Source organism: Micromonospora sp. NBC_01638 (assembly GCF_045209745.1).
In the GTDB taxonomy this organism is placed as follows: Bacteria; Actinomycetota; Actinomycetes; order Mycobacteriales; family Micromonosporaceae; genus Micromonospora.
Genome location: NZ_CP109273.1, coordinates 2,581,269 through 2,604,182 on the forward strand (window position 1 = coordinate 2,581,269; position 22,914 = coordinate 2,604,182).

Here is a 22,914-nt window from a genome sequence, read left to right on the forward strand (position 1 = left end):
CTCAGACCTCGCTGGGCCTGACGTGGCCGGTGGCGGCCCGCCGCTCCCGCCAGCGCTGACCCAGCGAGTCGATTTCCTCTTGCACGAAGATGAAGAAGTCGCGCATCTCGGCCACCCGCTCGCCGGCCGGTGTGGCGGGGCCGTCGAGGGCGATCACGCCGCCTTCGGCCACGTCGATGAACGTCTTGTAGAGCGCGGTCTTGGTGATGGTGGCCTCGTACCAGGGGTTGTCCGGCATTCGGTAGCGATCCCGGCGGGACCGGGGGACCGGCTCCCGGATGAGCATCCCGAACTGGGTGAGGTAGCGGACGGCGCCGCTTACCGCCGCCGCGCTCACCCCGAGCCGCTCGCCGATCTCGCCAGCGGTCAGTGGGTCGTCCGCGCTCATCACGGTGAACAGCACCCGGGCGGCCATTCGCGGGAAGCCGACCTCGGCGAAGGCCAACGCCATCCGTTCGACGAAGAGGTGCACCGGGTCGTGGCCGTCAGCGGCGGGCATGGCGGTCCTTCCTGACGTGCTCACGTGGGCCCCGATGGTGCCCCGGCTCTCGCTGTCTTCACAACTTTGTGAAACGAGTGTAACTTCCGATACATGGAAACTCCCATTGAGGTGTCCGGCCTGGTCAAGACCTTCGGCCGGACACGGGCACTCGACGGACTGGACCTGACCGTCCGCACCGGCGAGGTGCACGGCTTCCTCGGCCCGAACGGCGCCGGCAAGTCGACTGCCATCCGGGCACTGCTCGGCCTGCTGCGGACGGACGCGGGGGTCGTCCGCCTGCTCGGTGGTGACCCGTGGCGCGACGCGGTGGCCCTGCACCGTCGGCTGGCGTACGTGCCGGGCGACATGACGCTCTGGCCCAACCTCTCCGGCGGAGAGGTCATCGATCTGCTCGGCCGGATGCGCGGTGGCCTCGACCCAGCCCGCCGAGCCGAGCTGCTCGACTCCTTCGAGTTGGACCCGCGCAAGAAGGGCCGGGCCTACTCCAAGGGCAACCGGCAGAAGGTCGGCCTGGTGGCCGCCCTCGCCTCCGACGTCGAACTGCTCATCCTGGACGAGCCGACCTCCGGCCTGGACCCGCTGATGGAGGAGGTCTTCCAGAACTGGGTCCGCCGGGCCAAGGCCGACGGCCGCACCGTGCTGCTCTCCAGCCACATCCTGGCCGAGGTGGAGGCGCTCTGCGACCGAGTGACGATCATCCGCAACGGGCGGGACGTGGAGACCGGCACCCTGACCGAGCTGCGCCACCTGCGTCGGACCTCGATCGAGGCGGAGCTGACCGGCCCGGTGGACGGTCTGGGCCAGCTCGCCGGGGTGCACGACCTGCGGGTGGACGGCCACCGGGTGCGCTTCGACGTGGAGAACGCCGCGCTGGACGCCGCGCTGCGCAGGCTCACCGACATCGGCGTACGGAGTCTGGTCAGCCAGCCCCCGACGCTGGAGGAACTGTTCCTGCGGCACTACCAGGCCGAGCAGGTGCGGTCATGACCGCGTTCACCGGCACCGGGCATCTGGTGCGGCTGATCCTGCGCCGGGACCGGGTCGTGTTGCCGATCTGGGTTCTTCTCCTGGCGGTGCTGCCCGCCGGTTACGCCAGCACGTACGCCGAGCTTTACCCGACCGCCGCCGAACGGGCCGCGTACCTGGCCGGCACGGCGAGCAACCCGTCGATCGTCGCCCTGCTCGGCCCGGTGTACGGCGACAGCATCGGTGCGTTGACCGTCCAGCGAGCCGGTCTGCTGGCCCTGATCGCCGGGCTGGCCAGCGTGCTCACCGTGGTCCGGCACACCCGCACCGAGGAGGAAGCCGGTCGCCGGGAGCTGCTCGGCGCCACCGTGCTGGGCCGATACGCCGGGCTGACCGCGGCGCTGCTGGTGACGTACGCCGCGAATGTGCTGCTCGGCCTGCTCAGCGCCGCCGGCCTGGTCGCCGCCGGCCTGCCCGGCGCTGGTTCGGTGCTCTTCGGTGCCGGCGTGGCGCTCACCGGCATCGTCTTCGCCACGGTCGGCGGGCTGACCGCGCAGCTCACCGAGAGCGCGGCCGGGGCACGTGGGATCGGCCTGGGTGTGCTCGGGCTGGCCTTCGTGCTGCGGCTGGGCGGCGACGCCGGGGCCTCCGGTGGCACCGGTGGGAGCGCGGAGTGGCTGAGCTGGCTCTCGCCGCTGGGGTGGGCGGCCCGTGGCCGGGCCTACGCCGACGAGCGCTGGTGGGTGCTGCTGCTGCCGGTGCTGTTCAGCGTGGTGGTCGCGCTCGTCGCGTACCCCGTCTCGGTCCGCCGTGACCTCGGCGCGGGGGTGTTCCCGTCCCGGCTCGGTCCGGCCACCGCCGGTGCGGGGCTGGCCGGCCCGTTCGGCCTGGCCTGGCGGCTGCACCGGGGCCAACTGCTCGGTTGGACCGTCGGCTTCGGGCTGCTCGGCCTGGTGCTCGGCGGTGCGGCGGACGCCGCTGGCGACGCCGTTGGGGGCAACCAGCAGCTCGCCGAGATCCTGTCCCGCCTCGGTGGCAGCTCCGCGCTCGCCGAGGCGTACCTCGGTGGGACGTTGAGCCTGACCGGACTGGCCGCCGCCGGGTACGGCATCCAGGCTGCCCTGCGGGCGCGAGCGGAGGAGACCGCCGGGCGGGCCGAACCGCTGCTCGCGACGGCGGTGAGCCGGACCCGCTGGCTGGCGGCGCATCTGATCTTCGCGCTGCTCGGCCCGGCGGTGGTGCTGGCGGTCGCCGGGCTTGCCACCGGGCTGGCCTATGGTCTCACCGTCGGGGATGTCGGCGGCGAGCTGCCGCGGCTGCTCGGTGCCGGGCTGGCCCAGGTGCCGGCGGCCTGGGTGCTGGCCGGGCTGGCGGCGCTGCTGGTCGGCTGGCTGCCCCGTTTCTCCGGGGGTGCCTGGGCGGTGCTCGCCGGCTGCCTGCTGCTCGGTCAGCTCGGCGCGGTGCTGGAGCTGGACCAGTGGGCGCTGGATCTCTCCCCGTTCACCCACACCCCACAGGTCCTCGGCCAGGACTGGTCCGTCGCCCCGCTAGCAAGCCTGACGGCGCTGACAGCGGCCCTGATCGCGATAGCCCTCCGCGCCTTCCACACCCGAGACATCCCCACCCCCTAACTCGGAAGTAGACCTACTTCCTCCCGATTAGGGCCGCTTCGCGGAGCGAAGCAGCAAGGACTAACCCCCACTGCCCCCCGCCCCCCGCCGCCCCCGCTCCCCGCCCCACCCCTCGTCGATCTAGGGCAAGTTGCTGCCCGAAGAGATCAACTCACGACGGTTTCCCCTAGATCGACGCGACCGAGGGGGCGGGGGAGGGGGGAGGGCGGGGGAGGGGGTGGGGGTGGGGGCCGGGAGGGGTGGGGGGGTCAGCCGGTGGGTTGGTCGTTGCGGATCATCAGGGCGCTGCGGAGGCCCGTGATGTCGAGGACGCGGATCAGGAACTCGCCCACGTGGGTCAGCATCAGCAGGCTCTGCGCGTGGCTGGCCTTGCGGCTGAGCACGACCAGGGTGCCCAGGCCCTGCGAGTCGCAGAAGGTGACGCCGCCGAGGTCGAGCACGATCCGCGGGGGTGGGTCGGCCAGCACCTCGTTGACGACGGTGGAGAGTTGAGCCGCCGTGAGCATGTCGATCTCACCGGCCAGGCGCAGCACTGCTTCGTCGCCCGTCCGGTGCAGCGTGATGGACAGTTCGGCACGATCCACCCGATCAGCCTAGCGCGATCCGACCGGCCCGGCCTGTCGAGGCCGCGAGCCAGCCGTGTCGCCGCTGCTGACGGGCACCGGCCATGGGTGAGCCCGGTAACCCCACTGCTGGTTGACCGTCCGACGCTGACACAATGGCGGCATCGTGACCGACATCTTTTCAGCCGGTACCGGCCGTTACCCGGCCCAAGCGCCGGCCTCCGAGGCCCTGTTCGCCCGCGCCCGCGCCATCGTGCCGGGCGGGGTGAACTCCCCCGTGCGCGCCTTCCAGGCGGTCGGCGGCACCCCGCGTTTCATGGTCCGTGGCGAGGGCCCGTGGCTGTACGACGCCGACGGCCGCCGCTACGTCGACCTGGTCTGCTCCTGGGGTCCGCTGATCCTCGGGCACGCGCACCCGGAGGTGGTGGACGCCGTTCAGGCCGCCGCCGCACTGGGCACCAGCTTCGGCACTCCCACCCCGGGTGAGGTGGAGTTGGCCGCCGAGCTCGTCGCCCGGACCCCGATGGAGCAGGTCCGCCTGGTCAACTCGGGCACCGAGGCGACCATGTCGGCGATCCGGCTGGCCCGCGGCTTCACCGGCCGCTCCAAGATCGTCAAGTTTGCCGGCTGCTACCACGGCCACGTCGACGCGCTGCTCGCCGCCGCCGGGTCCGGCGTGGCCACCCTGGGCCTACCCGACTCGCCCGGCGTGACCGGCGCGGCGGCCAGCGAGACGATCGTGCTGCCGTACAACGACATCAGGGCCGTCGAGGAGGTCTTCGCCGCCGAGGGCCCGCACATCGCCGCGGTGATCACCGAGGCGGCCGCCGGCAACATGGGCGTGGTCGCGCCCCGCGACGGCTTCAACCAGCAACTCGCCCGGATCGCGCACGCGCACGGCGCCCTGTTCGTGGTGGACGAGGTGATGACCGGTTTCCGGGTCTCCCGCGCCGGTTGGCACGGCCTCGACGCCTCCGACGCCGACCTGTGGACGTACGGCAAGGTCATGGGTGGTGGCCTGCCCGCCGCCGCGTTCGGCGGGCGCGCGGACATCATGGCGCGACTCGCCCCGGCCGGCCCGGTCTATCAGGCCGGCACGCTCTCCGGTAACCCGCTCGCCTGCGCCGCTGGCCTGGCCACGCTGCGGCTCGCCGACGACGCGCTGTACCACCGCCTCGACGAGACGGCCGCCGTCGTGGGCAAGCTGGCCTCCGACGCGCTGGCCGCCGCCGGGGTCCCGCACCGACTGTCGTACGCGGGCAGCATGTTCTCGATCTTCTTCACGGACGCCGACGTGGTCGACTACGACAGCGCGCGCACCCAGCAGGTGCCGGCGTTCAAGGCGTTCTTCCACGCGATGCTCGCCGCCGGGGTCTACCTGCCGCCGAGCGCGTTCGAGTCGTGGTTCGTGTCGGCGGCGATCGACGACGCCGCGCTGGAGCACATCGCGGCCGCGCTGCCCACGGCGGCGAACGCGGCGGCAGCGGCCGGTCACGGGGGGTAGTAACAGTGAGTAAGACGGTGGTCCACGTGCTTCGGCACGGTGAGGTGCACAACCCCGACCAGATTCTCTACGGTCGGCTGCCCGGTTTCCGCCTCTCCGAGCTGGGCGTGCAGATGGCCAAGGCCGCCGCGCAGAGCCTGGCCGAGCGGGAGATCGTGCACGTGGTGGCCAGTCCCCTGGAACGCGCCCAGCAGACCGCCGAGCCGATCGCCGCCCAGTTCGGGCTGCCGGTCGGGGTGGACGAGCGGCTGATCGAGAGCGCCAACTGGTTCGAGGGCAAGAAGGTGTCCCCGGGTGACGGCTCGTTCCGCGACCCGCGTAACTGGTGGGTGCTGCGCGACCCGATGACCCCGTCCTGGGGTGAGGCGTACCGGGTGATCGCCGAGCGGATGTTCGCCGCTGTGCAGGCCGCCCGGGTCGCCGCCGAGGGGCGCGAGGCGGTGCTGGTGTCGCACCAGCTCCCGATCTGGACGCTGCGCCGCTTCGTCGAACGCAAGCGGCTCTGGCACGACCCGCGCAAGCGGCAGTGCGGGCTGGCGAGCCTCACCTCGTTTCACTTCGACGGGTCGAAGGTGACGGGCATTGGTTACAGTGAGCCCGCCGCGCACCTGATCGCTCTCTCTGCGACCGCTCGGACGGCCAAGGGGGCCTGATGAACGCCCGGAGGTGGACCGCCGGTCTGCTCGCCACCGTCGCCGCGGTGGCGCTGGCCGGTTGCACGTCGAAGGGGCAGGAGAAGACCTGCACGACCACCACCGACGGGATCTTCGAGTGCGCGCCGGACCAGCGCTCGGCACCCCCGAAGCTCGCCGGTGAGCTGCTCCTTGGCGGCGACTACGACGTCAGCCAGGCACGTGGGCAGGTAGTGGTGGTCAACTTCTGGGGCTCCTGGTGCGCGCCGTGCCGCGCCGAGGCGGACGACCTGGAAGCCACCTACCAGGCGACCAAGGGCTCTGGGGTGACCTTCCTCGGCATCAACGTCCAGGACCAGCGGGACAAGGCCAAGGCGTTCGAGGAGGGCCGGGTCACCTATCCGAGCCTGTTCGATCCGCCGAGCAAGCTGGCGCTCAATCTGGACATCCCGCCGAACACCGTCCCGGCGACGGTGGTGCTCGATCGGGAGGGCCGGATCGCGGCGGTGATCCGGGCCGCCGTCAAGCAGGAGGGCCTGCAACCGATCGTCGAACGGATCGCGGTCGAGAAGCCGGCGCCGAACTGATGGGTGAGACCTTCAAGGAGCTGGCTCTGAGCGGGCCGCTGCTGCTCGCTATCGGCGCGGCGGCGCTCGCCGGCCTGGTCAGCTTCCTCTCCCCGTGCGTGCTCCCACTTGTCCCCGGCTACCTCTCGTACGTCACCGGCCTCGCCGGCGCCGACCTGGAGGGGCGTCGGCCGCCGGCCGATCCCGCACCGGCCACCGGCGGTGTCGCAGTGAAGGAGCGGGCCGCGACGGTGGCGGTCAAGGGCCGGGTGCTCGCGGGGACGCTGCTCTTCATCGCCGGCTTCACCGTCGTCTTCGTCGCCACCGCGATCCTGTTCGCCGGCATCGGCCGGGTCTTCTTCGAGTACGAGCGGCAGCTGGAAATCGTCGTCGGCGCGCTGATCATCGTGCTCGGGTTGGGCTACCTCGGGATGATCCCGGCGTTGCAACGCGAGTTCCGGATCTCCCGACTGCCGTCGGCCGGGCTGCTCGGCGCACCGGTCTTCGGCGCGGTCTTCGCACTCAGCTGGGTGCCCTGCACCGGCCCCACCCTCGGTGCGGTGATGGGGATGGCCACCGCGTCCGGCCAGAGCGACCGTGCCGTGGTGCTCGCCGTGGCGTACTGCCTCGGGCTGGGGATACCGTTCGTCGTCTTCGGGCTGGGCTTCCAGCGCCTGCTCGGGGTCTTCCGCGCCGTCCGGCGCAACAGCCGCTGGGTCACCCGGGTCGGCGGCGCCCTGCTCATCCTGATCGGCCTGGCGCTGGTCACCGGCGGATGGCAGAGCTTCGTGATCTGGTTGCAGACCACCGTCGGGGTGGGCGAGGTGAGCATCTGATGACGGTCGTCGACGACCGGCCCGAGACCGTGGCCCCGGCGCCCCGGCGCCGGCCGACCCGGGTGCTGGCGTTGCTGCGCAACTCGTGGCGGCAGCTCACCAGCATGCGTACCGCGCTGATCCTGCTCTTCCTGCTCGCGGTCGCCGCCATTCCCGGCTCGGTGCTGCCGCAGCGTGGGATCAGCCCGGAGAAGGTCAACCAGTACTTCACCGACCACCCGGACCTGGCCCCCCGGCTGGACCGGATCGGCGCGTTCGAGGTCTTCGGCTCGGTCTGGTTCTCCGCGATCTACCTGCTGCTGTTCACCTCCCTGATCGGCTGCATCACGCCCCGACTGCGCGATCACGTCCGGGCGTTGCGGTCCCGGCCGCCGGTCGCGCCGAAACGGATGGCACGGTTGCCGCAGCACACCGTGCTGCCCGCCCCGGCCGGTGGTGCGGCGGCCGTCGCCGAGGTGCTGCGCAAGCGGCGCTGGCGCGTCGAGGTACGCGGCGACGAGGTGTCGGCCGAGAAGGGCTACCTCAAGGAGACCGGCAACCTGCTGTTCCACACTTCGCTGATCGCGGTGCTGATCGGCGTCGCGCTCGGATCCTGGTACGGCTGGAGCGGCAACCGGCTGCTCGTGGCCGGCGCGGACAACGCCTTCTGCAACACCCGGCAGCAGTTCGCCGAGGCCAAGCTCGGCCCTCGGGTCGACAGCGCCGACCTGCCCCGCTTCTGCCTGCGGCTGGACGACTTCCAGGCCCGGTTCCTCGACACCGGTCAGCCGGAGTTCTTCAACGCCACGGTCACCGTCGACGGCCCGGACGAGCCGACCCGCAGCGCGGACTTCTCGGTGAACTCTCCGCTGCGGTTGAACGACGCGAGCGTCTACCTGCTCGGTCACGGGTACGCCCCGGTGATCCGCTACACCGACCGCTTCGGCCGTGGTCAGATCAGCGACGACCCGTTCCTGACCACCGGCGACATGGGCCTGACCAGCGAGGGCCTGGCCGCCTTCCCGGACGCGAACGTCGACCCGGCCACCGGCAAGCGCGCGCCGGACCAGCAGATGGCGTTCACCGGCATCTACCTGCCCACGGCACCCGAGCAGGCACCGTTCGTCCGCTCGCAGTATCCGACCGAGCGCAACCCGGTGCTGAACCTGGTCGCCTACCAGGGCAACCTCGGCCTGGACGCCGGCATCCCCGGCTCGGTCTACCAGCTGGACCAGCGGCAGGTGCGGACCGGCAAGGTCAAGGAGGTCGGCACCAAGCTGCTCCGCAAGGGCGAGACGTGGACGCTCGACGACGGCTCGAAGGTCGAGTTCCTGGGCACCGAGCGGTACGTCACCCTCTCCATCCGGCACGATCCCGGCGCGACGCCACTGCTGATCAGTTGCGGGGTCCTGCTGGTCGGGCTGATGGGCTCACTGTTCGGGCGGCGCCGCCGGGTGTTCTTCCGGGTGGTACCGGCCGACCCCGGAGAAGGATCTCCGACGAGCGGTAGTAGCTTGATGGAGGCCGGTGGGTTGCCGCGTACCGACTATCCAGGGTTCGCCGAAGAGTTCGCCCAGCTCGTTGCCGCCGTCAGCGGTGCCGAACGGGCTGGTGCTGACGCTGACTCCAGCGACCGGGCCAGTGTGCGAGAAGGAGCCGAGTGATGTCCGCACTCTCCGACAATCTGGTGACCTTCGCGATCCTGGCGTACCTGGTCGCGATGATCGGCCATGCCGTGGAGTACGCGCTGGGCAACGCGCGTACCCGGATCGCAGTGGCTGCTCCGGTTCGCGAGCTGGTGGGCGCCGGTGGCGGCGTTGTTCCGATGCCGCCCGCGCCCGCGCCGGTGCCGTCGACGGCGGCCGACCGGTCGGCGGGGCGTGCCCGACTCGCGGGCCTGATCGGGGTGGGTGCCACTGCGGTCGCCGCACTGCTCCACCTGGCGGCGCTGGTCACCCGCGGGCTCGCCGCCGACCGGATGCCGTGGGGCAACATGTACGAGTTCGTGCTCACGGTGACGTTCATCGGGGTCGCGGCCTGGCTGGTGGTGCTCTGGAAGCGACCGTCGCTGCGCAAGCTGGGGCTGTTCCTCACCCTGGTGATGGTGCTGCTGGTGGCCACCGCCGAACTGGTGCTGTACGTGCCGATCGTGCCGCTGGTGCCAGCTCTGAACTCGTACTGGTTCATCATCCACGTCTCGACCATCGTCTTCGCGTCCGGCATCTTCCTGCTCGGTGTGGTGCCGGCCGTGGGTTTCCTGATGCGCAACGGGTACGAGCAGGGCAAGCGGAGCTTCCCGTACATCCTGGCCAAGCGGCTGCCCGGCGCGGTCGGCCTGGAGCGGCTGACGTTCGCGCTGCACGCCTTCGCGTTCCCGATCTTCACGTTCGCGGTGATCGCCGGTGCGATCTGGGCCGAGGCGGCCTGGGGCCGGCCGTGGGGCTGGGACCCGAAGGAGACCTGGGCGTTTATCTCCTGGGTCGTGTACGCCGGCTACCTGCACGCCCGCGCCACGCCCAGCGTCAAGCGCAACGTGGCCACCTGGATCGCCGTGCTCGGCTTCCTCACCGTGCTGATGAACCTGTTCGGCGTGAACATCTTCTTCACCGGCCTGCACTCGTACGGCGGGCTGGACTGACCTGGTCTGCGGTGCGCGGGCCGGTCACGGATTCCGTCAGTGACCGGCCCGCGTCGTTCCACCGGCCTCGGTCAGCTCACGGTCACCGGGGCCAGGTCGTTGCTCGGGTCGTCGTCCACCCGAGGACAGCGCTGGGACGGCTGGACCTCGCCGGGGCCAGCGTCTACCGCGCGGGCAGCCAGGCCCGGATGGCCCGCTCGACCTGGATCGTGACCTGGTAGGACACCTCCGGCAGATCGGCCAGCTCGATCCGTTCGCCGCGCAACGCCAGTTGGGCGTGCAGCTCCCGGGCGATGGCGTCGCGAAGCTCGACCTGTAGGGGCGACAACCCGTCCGGGTCGCCGACGACGTAAGCGTCCGACATGGGTCCACTCTGCTCCCGCGTCCCGCCGTTCGGCCAGGCACGGTGAGGTGTGTCCGCCGGGCTTGACCCAGCCCCGGTCGGTGATGTGGCGGTGTCCCGCGCCCGGTGGGCCGTTGATCCACTCGGCTTCGTTGATCCACTCGGCTTCCATGAAGTCGGGGTGTCCTGCGGCCGGGATAGCGCACTTTCCTGAAATGCGAGTGGATCATGCGGTGCCCGGCCCTCGCGCCCCGGGCGGAGGCGTACCTGACCCGGGCAGGGCCTTCGTCGAACTGGCCTGCACCCGCTGGCCGTCCGCCGAGCCCCGTGGCCGCTGCGGCGGGGCTGCTCGCGCGCCACGTGGCCGACGCCGTCGGGGGGTCGCCGACGGCACCGCACCGACCGGCGGTCGCGGTCAGCCGCCGAACCAGCCCGGCATGTCGAGGCGGAACCAGTTGGCCGAGGCCATCGTGCGCAGGTCGTCCTCCAGGGCGTCGACCCGTTCCGGGCCGAGGGTCTCGGCCCAACGCGCGCGCAGCCGATCGAAGATTTCCGCCGAGCGGCGTAGCCCGTCGGCGCCGCGTGGTGTGACCCGGACCAGCCGGCGGCGGGCGTCGGAGGGGTCGTCGACCCGCTCCAGGTAGCCGACGGCGACCAGTCGGTCGACCGTCTTGCCGGCCGCCTGTTTGGAGATGCCCAGCCGCTGACCCAGCTCGGTGGCGGTGGTGCCGTCCACCCCCACGGCCTGGAGCACGAAACCGTGCAGCGGCCGCAGCTCCGGATGCCCCTGCCGGGCCAGCTCGGTGTGCAGATCGTCGATCAGCGTCCGGAAGCCGGCCAGCAGCAGGAGCGGCAGCTGGAAGCCGGGGCGCGCGGGGTCAGCGGTTGCCATCTTCGTCAACCACGTTTACTATTTCGTCAACCACGTTGACTATCGTACGGGACGCATCGCTGGCGCCCCGACCGACGCTGCGAAAGCAGGTAACCGTGTCCGTCTTCGTCGCACACACCGCCGACACCGCGCCCGCCGCCGCCCGATCGACAATCGAGGGGGTGCGCCGCCGGTTCGGTTGGCTGCCCGCGCCGGTGGCGCTGATGGCCGAGTCGCCCCAACTGCTCGCCGGCTTCCTCACCGCCAACGCGGGCTTCGAACAGACCGATCTCTCGCCGCTGGAACGGGAGGTGGTCGTTTTCGCCGTCGCCACCACCAACGAATGCCACGTCTGCGTCGCCCTGCACACCGGCACGCTCACCCGACTCGGTGCGGCCGCCGACCTGATCACCGCGCTGCGCGCCGGCACGGTGCTGCCGGAGCCGCGACTGGAGGCCCTGCGCCGGTTCACGCTGGCCGTGCTCGAACATCGGGGCGCCGTGCCCGACGACGAGCTGGACGACTTCCTGGCCGCCGGCTACCAGACCCGGCACGCGCTGGACGTGGTGCTCGGCGTCGGCGCGTACACCATCTCCACCTTCGCCAACCGGCTCACCCGCGCGCCGCTCGACCCGCCGCTGACTCCGCACGCCTGGGAGCCGCGGGCCTGACCGACCATGGTCGACGGCTCAGGCCGCACCGAGGAAGTCGCGCAGCAGGGCGAGCATCTCGTCCGGGCGCTCCTCGTACAGCCAGTGCCCGCAGTCCTCGATCACCTCGCCGCGCACCGTGTCGGCGTACCGGCGAACCTGCTCGGCGACCTGCCCACCGAGGCTGGCCGTTGCGCCGACCGCCAGCACCGGCATCTCCAGCTTGGTGGCCCGGTACGCCGCGTTGTCGGCGATGTCCTGATCGAACGCCCGGAAGTAGGCGAAGCTGGCCCGCAGATGCGCCGGATCGCGCAGATGGCTGGCGAACTCCTCGATATCGGGCGCGGCGATGCTGCCCTTGCGCACCATCAGGGCATCGGTGAACCGGTCCACCCAGAGCGACTCCCGCCCGCTGACCAACTCCTCCGGAAGACCGTTGCCGATCGAGAAGTAGCCGAAGTTCCACACCCCCGGCCCGGCCGCGGTGAGCGCGGGGAACGTGTAGATGCTCTCGTCGGGGATCGGCGCCTCGCTGAGCACCAGCCGACTCACCCGCTGCGGATGGGCGGCGGCGTACGCGTACGCCACCATGGTCCCCAGGTCGTGCCCGACCAGCCGGAGGTCACTGGTCAGGCCGAGCTGGTCGAGTAGTCCGTGCAGGTCGGCGGCGACAGTTTTCTTGTCGTACCCGCCGGCCGGGGCGTCGCTGTCCCCGAAGCCGCGCAGGTCGGGCGCGACCACGTCGAAGGAGCGCCCCAGGTCGGGCAGCAGGTGCCGCCACATGTGCCAGCACTGCGGATACCCGTGCAGCAGCACCAGTGGCGGGCCACTGCCGCCACGGACGTAGTTCATGGTGATCTGGCCGACCCGCGCCCGTTGCTCGGTGAACCCCGCCGGAACCCGTTTTCCGCCCATCATCGCCTCCGTCCGCAGGCTGCCCGGCTACCCGCTCAACCGCCCGCCATGCCCGCGAGGTGTGGGCTCTGCCCGTTGATCCACTCGGCTTCCCTGAAGTCAGGGTGTCCTGCGGCCGGGGATACCGCGCTTTCATGGAAGCCGGGTGGATCTTGGCGCGTTAGCGGCGGTTGCTGTCGAAAGGCGACCGAAAACTAAGATCTTTTGTAGTTTGCTGCCCTGGCTGGTGCTCCAGATGATCTATCCCAAGGGGTCTGACCGCCGAACGCCCGTCGGTCGGGGTCTTGTCGCGGCGAGTTGACCTCCGGACCCCCCGGGCTGCTTCACCCGCGATCGCGCTGGCAATCTTGGACAGTTTCCGTTAGCTGGGAACGGAAACTGTCCAAGATCTGCCCTGCCAACTTCCTCCCGCGCCCCGGACGGGGTCGCCTCGCCGCCCGTCAGCACGGCTGCTTCATGGCTGCTCAGGGCCGGCACTGATGCGCTCGGTCGAAGCCTGACAACGCCACGCCGCCTGCGCGCCGCCGCTGTGGAACTGAGTCCGACAGCAGAGTTCGGGTGCACGTGGCGCTGGAGGCAGCAGGGCGATGAGGCGCTGGGTGCGGACACCCGTCCCGCAACTGTCATGGGTCGCAGCGCTCCTCAGCCCGGTCGCGGGATCGGCTAAACCGGCCGTCAGGGGTATGGGGACTACGGCATCCGGGGCCTGCGTGGGGCTGCCCAGCCGAGGAAGCGCTCGTGCAGCGCTCCAGGCTTCGGTGCGTCGCAGGGGTTGAGCCGGTAGAGATCCCCGACAGCGTCGTACAGCATGCCAGCGAGGTAGATGGACAGGGCGACACGGCTGTTCCGGTATTCGGCCAGGAGGGTCAGCCGCGCAGTGGCGCACGGCCACGGACAGCCGCAGGCTCGGCAGAGCCACAGCGGGCGGTGAGGGTCATGGCGCCGCGTGGGCCGCGATGAGATGGCCATCGAGCTTTCCCCTCCTCGGTTCGACCTGGAGGAGGGGCCGTCCGCCGCCGACGTTCCGGACGGCCCCTCCACAGTTTCGCCCGTCCTTTCAGGTCGGATCCGGGCGATTCCGTTGTGCACAGTCTGGTGACGACAGGACTACTGTCAGAAGGTATTCGGTCGCCCTGTGTGCCAGGTGGGGACGTCGGTGAGGTCGGTGAGACACGCGGGATGCGGTGGTGAGGGAGGCGTGCGCATGGACGAGCGCTTACAGGTGCTGATCGAGGAACTGCGGTACATGCGAGCGGCCCGGAAGATGACCCAGGAGGATCTGGCGAAGGCGGTCAACTATTCGCCGTCGACGGTGGCGATGGTCGAGACCGGTGCGCGTAAGCCGCCGCCGGACTTCTGGGACCGGGTGGACGTGGCACTCGACACCGGTGGTGCGTTCGCTCGGATGCTGGCCCGGTTCGGGTCGCCGCAGTGGCTGCGGGAGTGGGAGGCCAACGAGCGGCAGGCCACCGTACTCCGGTCGTACCAGAACATGGTGGTGCCGGGGCTGCTGCAGACGGCGGCCTACGCCCGCGCGCTGTTCCGCAGCGTCGGTCTCTTCGACGAGCAGGAGGTGGAGCGGCGGGCGGAGGCGCGGCTGGGCCGGCAGGCGGTGCTTGCCGACGAGAACCCGCCACAGCTCGTCGCGGTGCTGGACGAGCACGTGCTGCGCAGGCCGGTCGGCGGCCCGGTGGTGATGCGCGAGCAGTTGCTGCGTCTGGTGAAGCTGGTCAACGAGCGCCCCCGGGTGCGGCTGCACATCGTGCCCGCCTCGGTCGGCGCGTATCCGGGTTTCGCCGGGGCCTTCGTGCTGGCTACGCTGCCCACCGGGGAGGACGTCGCCTATCTGGACGACCAGCTCAAGGGGCAGGTGATCGACCACGCCGAGGACGTGCTGGCGGTCCGGTCGTCCTGGGAGTCGATCCAGGGCGAGGCGCTGCCGCCCCGGCAGTCGATCGAGTTGCTGACGGAGGTGGCAAAGTCATGGAGTTGACCGGTGCCCAGTGGCGCACCAGCACCCGGAGCAGCACCAACGGTGGTGACTGCGTCGAGGTGGCCGACAATCTCCCCGACGTGGTCGCCGTACGCGACAGCAAAGACCGCGACGGTGCCGTGCTGACCTTCAGCCCGGCCGCCTGGCGAGCCTTCGTGGCCCGCACACGTTGACCCGCCCGGCTGAAACTCCCGCTCCGCTCGATCACGCTCGCCAAGGGGTGCCAACCCGGCACTGATGTCCTCGGATCGGGAAACCGGCTGGCCGTGAGCAAGGCCACCCGGACCCGGCCGAGCTGGGACAGTGACCGGTGCGGGAGACTGGGCGGTATGGCGGCTCGTGGCTTCCCGTACACCGATCTCAAGGACTTCCTCGCGGCGCTGGAGCGCGCGGGGGAGCTGCGCCGGGTCGACGTCCCGGTCGACCCCACCCTGGAGATCAGCGAGGTGGTCACCCGCACGGTGCGGGCCGGCGGCCCGGCGCTGATCTTCGAGCACCCGACCCGGGGCGAGATGCCGGTGGCGATCAACCTGTTCGGCACCGAGAAGCGGATGGCGATGGCCCTCGGCGTCGACTCGCTGGACGAGATCGGTGCCCGGATCGGCGCGCTGATCAAGCCGGAGCTGCCGGTCGGCTGGTCGGGCATCCGGGAGGGCCTCGGCAAGGTCATGCAGCTCAAGTCGGTGCCGCCGCGCAAGGTGAAGACGGCGCCCTGCCAGGAGGTGGTCTACCGGGGTGACGACGTCGACCTGGACCGGCTGCCGGGGCTGCAGGTCTGGCCCGGCGACGGTGGGATCTTCCACAACTACGGGTTGACCCACACCAAGCACCCGGAGACCGGCAAGCGCAACCTGGGCCTGTACCGGCTCCAGCAGCACGGCCGCAACACCCTGGGCATGCACTGGCAGATCCACAAGGACTCGACGGCGCACCACGCGGTCGCCGAGCGGCTCGGGCAGCGCCTGCCGGTCGCGATCGCGATCGGCTGCGACCCGGTCGTCTCGTACGCGGCCAGCGCGCCGCTGCCCGGTGACATCGACGAGTACCTGTTCGCCGGGTTCCTGCGCGGCGAGCGGGTGGAGATGGTCGACTGCCTGACCGTGCCGTTGCAGGTGCCAGCGCACGCGCAGATCGTGCTGGAGGGTTACCTGGAGCCCGGTGAGCGGCTGCCCGAGGGGCCGTTCGGCGACCACACCGGCTTCTACACCCCGGTCGAGCCGTTCCCCGTGCTGCACATCGAGGCGATGACCATGCAGCGCAAGCCGGTCTACCACTCGATCGTCACCTCCCAGCCACCGCAGGAGGATCACGGCCTCGGCAAGGCCACCGAGCGGATCTTCCAGCCGCTGCTCAAGCTCATGATCCCGGACATCGTCGACTACGACCTGCCGGCCGCCGGCGTGTTCCACAACTGCGCGATCGTGTCGATCCGCAAGCGCTACCCGAAGCACGCCCAGAAGGTGATGAACGCGATCTGGGGCGCGCACCTGATGTCGCTCACCAAGCTCATCGTGATCGTCGACGAGGACTGCGACGTGCACGACTACAACGAGGTCGCCTTCCGCGCCTTCGGCAACGTCGACTACGCCCGCGACCTGCTGCTCACCGAGGGCCCGGTGGACCACCTCGACCACTCGTCGTACCAGCAGTTCTGGGGCGGCAAGGCGGGTGTCGACGCGACCCGCAAGCTGCCCACCGAGGGGTACACCCGGGGCTGGCCGGAAGAGATGAAGATGAGCCCGGAGGTCACCTCCCTGGTCGACAAGCGTTGGAAGGAGTACGGGATCTGATGGCGGCCACCGACAACCACCGCGATCTTGCACTTTCGGTCCCCGATTCCTCCCCTTCGTCCACTTCTGCCCCGACCGGAAGTGCAAGATCGCGGGGGAGGGTGCGGGCATTCCTGGACCTCGTCGCGATCGAGCACTCCGTGTTCGCGCTGCCGTTCGCGTTTCTGTCCGCGCTGACCGCGATGCAGGTCTACGGCGGGCGGGTGCGGTGGTGGGACCTGCTGCTGATCACCGTGGCGATGGTCGGGGCTCGGACGTTCGCAATGGCCGCCAACCGGATCCTCGACCGGCGGATCGACGCGCGGAACCCGCGTACCGCCGGCCGGGAACTGGTCACCGGTGCGGTGAGCGTGCGGACGGCCTGGACCGGCGCGGCCGTCGCGTTGGTGGTCTTCCTCGCCGCCGCTGCGCTGCTCAACCCGCTCTGCCTGGTGCTGGCGCCGCTCGCCGTGGTGCCGCTGGTCGTCTACCCCTACGCCAAGCGGTTCACCAACTGGCCGCACGCCATCCTCGGGGTCGCCCAGGCGGTCGGCCCGGTCGGTGCCTGGCTGGCCGTCACCGGCACCCTGGACGGCTCCGGGCCGGCCTGGCTCCTCGGCGCGGCGGTCGGGCTGTGGATCGGCGGCTTCGACCTGATCTACGCCTGCCAGGACTCCGAGATCGACCAGGAGATCGGCGTGCACAGCGTGCCCGCCCGGTACGGTCGGCGCTTCGCGCTGCACGCCTCGACGGTCGCGCACGTGGTGACCTTCGGGCTCTTCGTCTGGTTCGGGGCGCTGATCGGGTTCGGCTGGCTCTGGTGGGTCGGCCTGGCGTTGACCGCGGTCGCGTTCGCCTACCAGCACCTGGTAGTCAGCCCGACCGACCTGAGCAAGGTCAACCGGGCGTTCTTCACCGCCAACGGGTTCGTCGGCATCGCGCTGTTCGTGTTCGCCCTGCTCGACCTGGTGATCCGGCTCGACCTACGGCCCTGAGGCTGGCTGCGCGGTGCCGGCGGGGTAGCGGGCGCTCTCCAGCGTCCAGTCGATGGTGCCGCGCACGGCGTGCGCGAGCCCGTCGAGATGGTCGGTGACCGCCTCGTCCAACACCGGGCCGAACGACGGCACCGCGGCCCGCAGCACGACGAAGCGCCGCATCGACGCCCGCCAGCGCTCGGCCGCTCGCTCGACAGCCTCCGCCGACGGCACGGCCAGCTCGGCCTCCATGGCCAGGACCAGGTTGTGCCCGCCCGCGGTGGCCCGGTCCCGCTCCAGCGAGGCCAGGTCGTTGTACCAGGAGAGCAGGTCGTTGCCGAGACGGGCGATCTGGCGCAGCAGCGGGTGATGGTAGACCGGGCCGGGCAACGGTCGGCCGCTGGCGAACTCCACCAGCGGGTACGACACCTCCGCCGCCGACGTCGCCCGGCGCAGCTCGACGTACTCGTTGACGCTGGGTCGGCGGCCAGCCTCCTTGTTGACCGCCTCCTGCCAGGTGCCGTCAAGGTGCCGGGCCACCGCGTCGGCGAAGCGCAGCCGCCACCCGGCCGGCATCCGGCGGCGCGGCTCCCGCCAGGCCAGCACCAGCAGCCGCCGTAGCGGGCCGGACAGCCCCGCCTGACGCAGCCGCGGGCCGTCGTGCAGCAGCGCCAGCGTGCCGTTGCGCAGTGCCCGGATCTGCTCCGGGGTGAGCCGGTCCGGCCCGTCGCAGGCGTCATCGACCAGGAAGAACCAGGTGAACAGCGCAGTCAGCACCCGCAGGTCGGCTTCGGTCGCCCCCGGGTAGAGCCGCCCGGCGTACCGGGCGAAAGCTCCCCGGCAGAGCCGCTGCAGCGCGGCGTCGTCCAGTGGGAGGCCAAGCTCGGGCAGCAGACCGAGCAGCCACTCCTGCGCGCGGTCGGCGTGCGGTGAGAGCCGGGACGGGATCGGACATTCGGCACGCAGCGCCCAGAGGATCTCGCCGGTCGTCACCGATGCCTCCTGTGCGAGATGGTTCCGGTGCGAATCGCCGCCGGCAGCATGTCAGGTCGACGGGATGTGCACGTACCCGCCGGACATGTCGGACGGACCACGCCCGGGGGTGCTCACCAACGGACCAGCCGGACCAGGCAGGCTGGGGGCATGCGGGAACCATGGGTGGTCGGGGTCTCCGGTGCCTCCGGCACGCCGTACGCGGCGGCCGTCATCGGAGGGCTGCTCGACGCGGGCGAGGCGGTGGACCTGATCGTGTCCCGGGCGGCACGACTCACCGTGCTCGACGAGACCGGCCGACCATTTCGCGACGGGCACTGGGCCGAGGATCTCGCCGCCTGGCTCGACCGGGACCTGACCGGAGCGGATCTGCGGCACTGGCCGGCTGGCGACCTGGCCGCCGGGCCGAGCAGTGGCTCCTACCGGGTACGCGGGATGGCCGTGGTCCCGGCCAGCACGGCAGCCTGCGCGGGTATCGCGATCGGGCTCTCCAAGGATCTGTTGCAGCGCGCCGCCGAGGTCAACCTCAAGGAACGGCGGCCCGTGGTGGTGGTCCCCCGGGAGACACCGGTGACCCGCAGCCACCTGGAGCACCTCATCGCGCTGCACGACGCCGGCGCGGTGGTGCTGCCAGCCAGCCCTGGCTTCTACGGGGCTGGCGCGGCGGCCAGCGCCCAGCAGTTGGTCGACTTCGTGGCCGGCAAGGTGCTGGACGCGCTCGGCGTCCCCCACACGCTGTTCCGGCGGTGGTCCGGCCAACTCGGCGCGGCCCGGAGTTGAGCCGTCCGCTCAGCGATTACCGGCCTTTCCGCTCAACGCGCCTTGTGTTGCCGTCTGGCGGTCGGCAGAAGCGGGACGCGGACCGGACTGGTGTCCGGTCCGCGGTGATGTTGTCCGCACCAGTTCAGTACATGCCGGCGTTGGCCGGACCCGGCCCCGTGGATGTGGCCGGACCCACATTGCGTGGCTTTTCAACCTCGTCCACCTCGTCCAGCATGCCCTCCCCCTCAAGCAGGGCTCGCACCTCGGATTCCCGAAACCGGCGATGCCCGCCTGGAGTCCGGATGCTTCCTATCCGGCCGGCCGCCGCCCATCTCGTCACAGTTTTCGGGTCCACCCGAAACAGCGCGGCGACCTCACCCGGTGTCAGCAGGCGATCTCCAGTGTCCACAGCCCCCTCCTCGCGTCGACGAAGCCCCTGGCTGAACACACTGCCCCCGGCTGGTGCGTAGCCCAGAGCCGTCATGAGGGACGTATGGCAATTACAGCACCAGGGACATGGCCTGTCCGCCCAAACGCGAAAAATGCACTGAGTGGGGAGTTAGTAATGGTACTGGTGCTACCTCTGCCATGACCGGCGGTTTGTGAACAGTGATTCACCACTCAGCCCAACGTATGTCGAAGACGTCGGGTTACGCGTAAGCGGATAAGGTCGCTCTCTGTGGACGCCATCGACCTGAGCCTCGTCGACCTGCTTCGCGGCAACGCCCGCCTCTCGTACGCCGAGCTGGCCCGACAGGTGGGCCTCTCGGCCCCGGCCGTACACGAGCGGGTCGGCAAACTGGAGAGCAGTGGCGTGGTCCGCGGCTACCGGGCGGACGTGGCCCCGGAGGCGATCGGGCTGGGGGTCACCGCGCTGATCGGCATCGTCGAGGACTCCGGCGCCGACACCGACGACATGCTCGAGTCACTGCGGGTGCTGCCCGAGATCGAGTCCTGCTACTTCATGGCCGGCGTGGAGTCGTTCCTGCTCACGGCGCGGGTTGGCACGATCGCCGAGTTGGAGCAGCTGATCGTGCGGCTGAACCGGACCCCCGGGGTCGCCTCCACCCGCACCGCCATCGCACTCTCCACGAAATGGGAGAACCGCCCCCAGTCGATCGGCACGCCCGCAACCTGACCGCCGCGTACCCCTGGTGTCACCCGCTCGGCCGGCGGTAGCGTGCGCCGATGACCCCGCCGGGACGTCGAGTGGCCGTGGTGACTGGCGCTGCCGGAGGTCTGGGCCACGCCATCGCCACCGCGCTGCACGCCGACGGCTGGTCGGTGCTGCTCACCGACCTCGACCCGGCGGCGGTGCACACCGCCGCGGCACCGCTCGGCGGTTGGTCGGCAGCCCTGGACGTCCGGGACGAGCGAGCCTGCGCCGACATCGCCGCGACTGCGGCAAGCCGGGGCGACCTCGCCCTCTGGGTCAACAACGCCGGCATCCTGATCACCGGGCCGTCGTGGGAGCACGACGGTCCGACCCGCCGCCGGGTGTTCGACGTGAACGCCCTCGGTGCCATGAACGGCACCCTCGCCGCGCTGGCCGTGATGCGCGGGCAGGGCCACGGCCACGTGCTCAACGTCGTCTCGCTGGCCGGCCTGGTCGCCGCGCCCGGCGAGACGGTGTACGCGGCCAGCAAGCACGCCCTGCTGGCGTTCAGCCTGGGTACGCTGTCCGACCTGCGGATGGCCGGGTACCGGCGGGTGCACGTCTCCTGCCTCTGCCCGGACGGAATCTGGACCCCGATGTTGCACGACCGGCTGGACGACCCGGGAGCACTGGCCTCGTTCACCGGCTCGATGCTGACCCCGCAGCGGGTGGCGGCCTGGGCAGTTCGGCTGGCCCGCCGGCCTCGCCCGGTGGTCAGCCTGCCCCGCTGGCGGGGAGCGCAGGTGCGCCTGCTGGACACCCTGCCCGGGCTGGCCGTCGCACTGACCCCGCTCGTCCAGGCCGCCGGCCGGGCCGGTCAGCGTCGCCAGCGCCGCCGGACCACGCCGTCGGACCGGCGCTGACCGCCTCCGACCTGCTTGCTACGTTTCCGGCGTGACTCATCACGACCGGTTCGATGACGCCAGCCGCACCTGGGTGACGGAGGCGATCGCCACCGTCGAGGCGGACGCGAACCGCTCGGCCGACACCCACCTGTTGCCGTTCCCGTTGCCCCGGGCCTGGGGGGTCGACCTCTACCTCAAGGACGAGTCGTCACACCCCACCGGCTCGCTGAAGCACCGGCTGGCCCGTTCGCTGTTCCTCTACGGGCTCTGCAACGGCTGGATCGGGCCGCGCACCACGATCGTCGAAGCGTCGTCGGGCTCCACGGCGGTCTCCGAAGCGTACTTCGCCCGGATGCTCGGCCTGCCGTTCATCGCGGTGATGCCCTCCTCCACCTCGCCCGAGAAGATCGCGCAGATCGAGTTCCAGGGCGGCCGGTGCCACCTGGTGGACGACCCCGCGACCGTGGTGGTCGAGGCCCGCTGGCTCGCCGAGGACTCCGGCGGGCACTTCATGGACCAGTTCACCTACGCCGAGCGGGCGACCGACTGGCGGGGCAACAACAATATCGCCGAGTCGATCTACGCGCAGCTGGAGCTGGAGCGGCATCCGATCCCGGCCTGGGTCGTGGTGGGTGCCGGCACCGGGGGCACCAGCGCGACGATCGGCCGGTACGCCCGGTATCGCCGGCTCGCCACCAGGCTCTGCGTGGTCGACCCGGAGAACTCGGCGTTCTACCCGGCCTGGCTGGCCGCCGACTGGTCTCTGCGTACCGGGAAGGGCTCCCGGATCGAAGGGATCGGTCGTCCCAGCGTGGAGGCATCGTTCGTGCCCTCCGTGGTGGACCGGATGGTCCAGGTGCCGGACGCGGCGTCACTGGCCGCCATGCGCGCCGGATCGGCGCTGCTCGGCCGCCGGGTGGGCGGCTCCACCGGCACCAACCTGTGGGGTGCGTTCGGCCTGATCGCCGCGATGCTCGCCGAGGGCCGGACCGGCTCGGTGGTCACTCTGATCTGCGACCCGGGCGACCGGTACGCCGACACGTACTACGCCGACGACTGGGTGGCCGCCCAGGGCCTCGACCTGACGCCGCACCTGGCCACGATCGAACGCTTCCTGACCAGCGGCGCCTGGCCCGCCTGAGCCCCTGGCAGCGCCGTTCAGCGCGGGTCGATCCGTTCGGCCAGCCCGGGGTAGCGCACCACGTAGCCGCTGTCGTCCAGATCGATGTCGGCCGTGAAGGTGCCGCTGGCGAACCGCACCCGACCCGGCCCGCGCCCGGTGTAGATCTGCTCGGCCGACACCACCTCCAGGCCGGGCAGCAGCACCCAGGCGACGGTGATCCGGTGTGCCAGGTCGGCCGGCTCGGCCGCCAGCCCGAGCCGGTGGACCGGCAGGGTGTTGAACAGCGGCGAACCGCTCAGGTCGACGTCGAGCGCGTCGGCCAGCCGGTCCGGGTCATCGGTGCCCGGCAGACCGGCCCGGGGATGACCGGCCGCGACCAGCGCCGCGTCCAGGTCGCCCTGCTCGGCGGTGGTCACCCGCCACCGGTTCGCGGCCCGCTCCAGCGTCACTCTGCGCAGCCAGCCCAGCCCTTCGGCCTCGACCTCGACGCGGGCGGTGGTCCAGTCCGGCGTGGTGGTCAGCTGGTAGCGGGCGGTCCAGGGGATCGGGTCCACGGCGAGCAGGGTGCCCCGCGCCGCCAACCCGTGGCTGTCGTCGAGCAGAACCTGCTCGCTGCCGGCGGTGTCCGTCCGGGACCAGAAGATGGACTTCGGCATGGTCGGCATGAGCCGGACGTTACGCGACCGGACCGGCATCGGCAGGG

At 71.1% G+C, this 22,914-nt stretch carries 25 protein-coding genes; 17 read left to right on the plus strand and 8 right to left on the minus strand.

Annotation, left to right across the window (positions count from 1 at the left end; translation table 11 throughout):
• Nucleotide 1: 1 nt before the first annotated feature.
• The gene (locus OG811_RS12220) at nt 2–499 is read right to left on the minus strand and encodes a GbsR/MarR family transcriptional regulator (RefSeq protein ID WP_406074231.1); all 498 of its coding nucleotides are present in this window, start codon (nt 497–499) and stop codon (nt 2–4) included.
• A 93-nt stretch (nt 500–592) separates the two neighbouring features.
• Here OG811_RS12220 and OG811_RS12225 point away from each other — a divergent pair, with 93 nt between their 5' ends.
• Together OG811_RS12225 and OG811_RS12230 are read left to right on the plus strand one after the other, a co-directional pair.
• Entirely contained in the window at nt 593–1,489 is an 897-nt protein-coding gene (locus OG811_RS12225; RefSeq protein WP_406074232.1) for an ATP-binding cassette domain-containing protein, read from the plus strand.
• Entirely contained in the window at nt 1,486–3,099 is a 1,614-nt protein-coding gene (locus OG811_RS12230; protein ID WP_406074233.1) for an ABC transporter permease, read from the plus strand. The genes OG811_RS12225 and OG811_RS12230 overlap by 4 nt, the downstream gene beginning before the upstream one ends.
• 248 nt (nt 3,100–3,347) lie before the next feature.
• Here the strand turns inward: OG811_RS12230 and OG811_RS12235 are convergent, their stop codons facing one another.
• Complete coding sequence (locus OG811_RS12235; protein WP_272614785.1) at nt 3,348–3,683, minus strand: STAS domain-containing protein; 336 nt, start codon at nt 3,681–3,683, stop codon at nt 3,348–3,350.
• Between the two features lie 145 nt (nt 3,684–3,828).
• Here OG811_RS12235 and hemL point away from each other — a divergent pair, with 145 nt between their 5' ends.
• From hemL to ccsB, 6 genes are read left to right on the plus strand one after another with little or no spacing between them, the layout of a single operon-like run.
• Entirely contained in the window at nt 3,829–5,166 is a 1,338-nt protein-coding gene (gene hemL / locus OG811_RS12240; protein ID WP_406074235.1) for a glutamate-1-semialdehyde 2,1-aminomutase, read from the plus strand.
• A gap of 5 nt (nt 5,167–5,171) precedes the next feature.
• Complete coding sequence (locus OG811_RS12245; RefSeq protein ID WP_406074237.1) at nt 5,172–5,819, plus strand: histidine phosphatase family protein; 648 nt, start codon at nt 5,172–5,174, stop codon at nt 5,817–5,819.
• Complete coding sequence (locus tag OG811_RS12250; RefSeq protein ID WP_406074239.1) at nt 5,819–6,385, plus strand: TlpA family protein disulfide reductase; 567 nt, start codon at nt 5,819–5,821, stop codon at nt 6,383–6,385. Before OG811_RS12245 ends, OG811_RS12250 begins: the two co-directional genes overlap by 1 nt.
• Entirely contained in the window at nt 6,385–7,200 is an 816-nt protein-coding gene (locus OG811_RS12255) for a cytochrome c biogenesis CcdA family protein (RefSeq protein WP_406074241.1), read from the plus strand. Before OG811_RS12250 ends, OG811_RS12255 begins: the two co-directional genes overlap by 1 nt.
• Complete coding sequence (locus OG811_RS12260) at nt 7,200–8,843, plus strand: cytochrome c biogenesis protein ResB (RefSeq protein WP_406074243.1); 1,644 nt, start codon at nt 7,200–7,202, stop codon at nt 8,841–8,843. Before OG811_RS12255 ends, OG811_RS12260 begins: the two co-directional genes overlap by 1 nt.
• Nucleotides 8,843–9,817 carry a c-type cytochrome biogenesis protein CcsB gene (gene ccsB / locus OG811_RS12265; RefSeq protein WP_406074245.1) on the plus strand — a complete coding sequence of 325 codons (975 nt, stop codon included), beginning with the start codon at nt 8,843–8,845 and terminating at the stop codon, nt 9,815–9,817. The genes OG811_RS12260 and ccsB overlap by 1 nt, the downstream gene beginning before the upstream one ends.
• Nucleotides 9,818–9,980: 163 nt before the next feature.
• Here the strand turns inward: ccsB and OG811_RS12270 are convergent, their stop codons facing one another.
• Both OG811_RS12270 and OG811_RS12275 read right to left on the minus strand, forming a co-directional pair.
• A complete protein-coding gene (locus OG811_RS12270; RefSeq protein ID WP_406074247.1) occupies nt 9,981–10,181 on the minus strand; it encodes a hypothetical protein in 201 nt (66 codons plus the stop codon).
• 394 nt (nt 10,182–10,575) lie between these two features.
• The gene (locus OG811_RS12275; RefSeq protein WP_406074249.1) at nt 10,576–11,052 is read right to left on the minus strand and encodes a MarR family winged helix-turn-helix transcriptional regulator; all 477 of its coding nucleotides are present in this window, start codon (nt 11,050–11,052) and stop codon (nt 10,576–10,578) included.
• Between the two features lie 95 nt (nt 11,053–11,147).
• Between OG811_RS12275 and OG811_RS12280 the strand changes: the two genes are divergently transcribed.
• Nucleotides 11,148–11,702 (plus strand): carboxymuconolactone decarboxylase family protein, encoded by a 555-nt coding sequence (locus OG811_RS12280; RefSeq protein WP_406074250.1) that lies wholly within the window; start codon nt 11,148–11,150, stop codon nt 11,700–11,702.
• Nucleotides 11,703–11,720: 18 nt separating this feature from the next.
• Here OG811_RS12280 and OG811_RS12285 read toward each other — a convergent pair whose 3' ends face one another.
• Nucleotides 11,721–12,596 (minus strand): alpha/beta fold hydrolase, encoded by an 876-nt coding sequence (locus OG811_RS12285; RefSeq protein ID WP_406074252.1) that lies wholly within the window; start codon nt 12,594–12,596, stop codon nt 11,721–11,723.
• Between the two features lie 1,204 nt (nt 12,597–13,800).
• On the opposite strand from OG811_RS12285, the gene OG811_RS12290 reads away from it, so the two are divergent.
• The 4 genes from OG811_RS12290 (at nt 13,801) to mqnP (ending at nt 17,353) form a co-directional block, all read left to right on the plus strand.
• Complete coding sequence (locus OG811_RS12290) at nt 13,801–14,589, plus strand: helix-turn-helix transcriptional regulator (protein ID WP_406074254.1); 789 nt, start codon at nt 13,801–13,803, stop codon at nt 14,587–14,589.
• Nucleotides 14,580–14,762: a DUF397 domain-containing protein gene (locus OG811_RS12295; protein ID WP_406074256.1), complete on the plus strand. Its 183-nt coding sequence runs from the start codon at nt 14,580–14,582 to the stop codon at nt 14,760–14,762. Before OG811_RS12290 ends, OG811_RS12295 begins: the two co-directional genes overlap by 10 nt.
• Before the next feature lie 156 nt (nt 14,763–14,918).
• Nucleotides 14,919–16,379: a menaquinone biosynthesis decarboxylase gene (locus tag OG811_RS12300; protein ID WP_406074258.1), complete on the plus strand. Its 1,461-nt coding sequence runs from the start codon at nt 14,919–14,921 to the stop codon at nt 16,377–16,379.
• Nucleotides 16,379–17,353 carry a menaquinone biosynthesis prenyltransferase MqnP gene (gene mqnP / locus OG811_RS12305; protein WP_406074260.1) on the plus strand — a complete coding sequence of 325 codons (975 nt, stop codon included), beginning with the start codon at nt 16,379–16,381 and terminating at the stop codon, nt 17,351–17,353. Before OG811_RS12300 ends, mqnP begins: the two co-directional genes overlap by 1 nt.
• Here mqnP and OG811_RS12310 read toward each other — a convergent pair.
• Entirely contained in the window at nt 17,342–18,325 is a 984-nt protein-coding gene (locus OG811_RS12310; RefSeq protein ID WP_406074262.1) for a terpene synthase, read from the minus strand. The two genes, mqnP and OG811_RS12310, sit on opposite strands and share 12 nt — an antisense overlap.
• Nucleotides 18,326–18,475: 150 nt before the next feature.
• On the opposite strand from OG811_RS12310, the gene OG811_RS12315 reads away from it, so the two are divergent.
• The gene (locus OG811_RS12315) at nt 18,476–19,105 is read left to right on the plus strand and encodes a UbiX family flavin prenyltransferase (protein WP_272614809.1); all 630 of its coding nucleotides are present in this window, start codon (nt 18,476–18,478) and stop codon (nt 19,103–19,105) included.
• A gap of 124 nt (nt 19,106–19,229) precedes the next feature.
• Here the strand turns inward: OG811_RS12315 and OG811_RS12320 are convergent, their stop codons facing one another.
• Nucleotides 19,230–19,496, minus strand: coding sequence for a BldC family transcriptional regulator (locus tag OG811_RS12320; protein ID WP_406075681.1), 267 nt, complete (start codon nt 19,494–19,496; stop codon nt 19,230–19,232).
• Between the two features lie 270 nt (nt 19,497–19,766).
• On the opposite strand from OG811_RS12320, the gene OG811_RS12325 reads away from it, so the two are divergent.
• Genes OG811_RS12325 through OG811_RS12335 form a run of 3 tightly spaced genes read left to right on the plus strand, consistent with a single transcriptional unit; the run spans nt 19,767 to nt 22,229 of the window.
• Nucleotides 19,767–20,225, plus strand: coding sequence for an Lrp/AsnC family transcriptional regulator (locus tag OG811_RS12325; protein WP_406074265.1), 459 nt, complete (start codon nt 19,767–19,769; stop codon nt 20,223–20,225).
• A 50-nt stretch (nt 20,226–20,275) separates the two neighbouring features.
• Nucleotides 20,276–21,106, plus strand: a complete 831-nt coding sequence (locus tag OG811_RS12330) for an SDR family NAD(P)-dependent oxidoreductase (protein WP_406074267.1) — start codon at nt 20,276–20,278, stop codon at nt 21,104–21,106.
• Nucleotides 21,107–21,137: 31 nt separating this feature from the next.
• On the plus strand, nt 21,138–22,229 hold the full coding sequence (locus OG811_RS12335; RefSeq protein ID WP_406074269.1) for a PLP-dependent cysteine synthase family protein: 1,092 nt from the start codon (nt 21,138–21,140) through the stop codon (nt 22,227–22,229).
• Nucleotides 22,230–22,246: 17 nt separating this feature from the next.
• On the opposite strand, the gene OG811_RS12340 is transcribed toward OG811_RS12335, so the two are convergent.
• A complete protein-coding gene (locus OG811_RS12340) occupies nt 22,247–22,867 on the minus strand; it encodes a putative glycolipid-binding domain-containing protein (RefSeq protein ID WP_406075682.1) in 621 nt (206 codons plus the stop codon).
• Nucleotides 22,868–22,914: the final 47 nt, after the last annotated feature.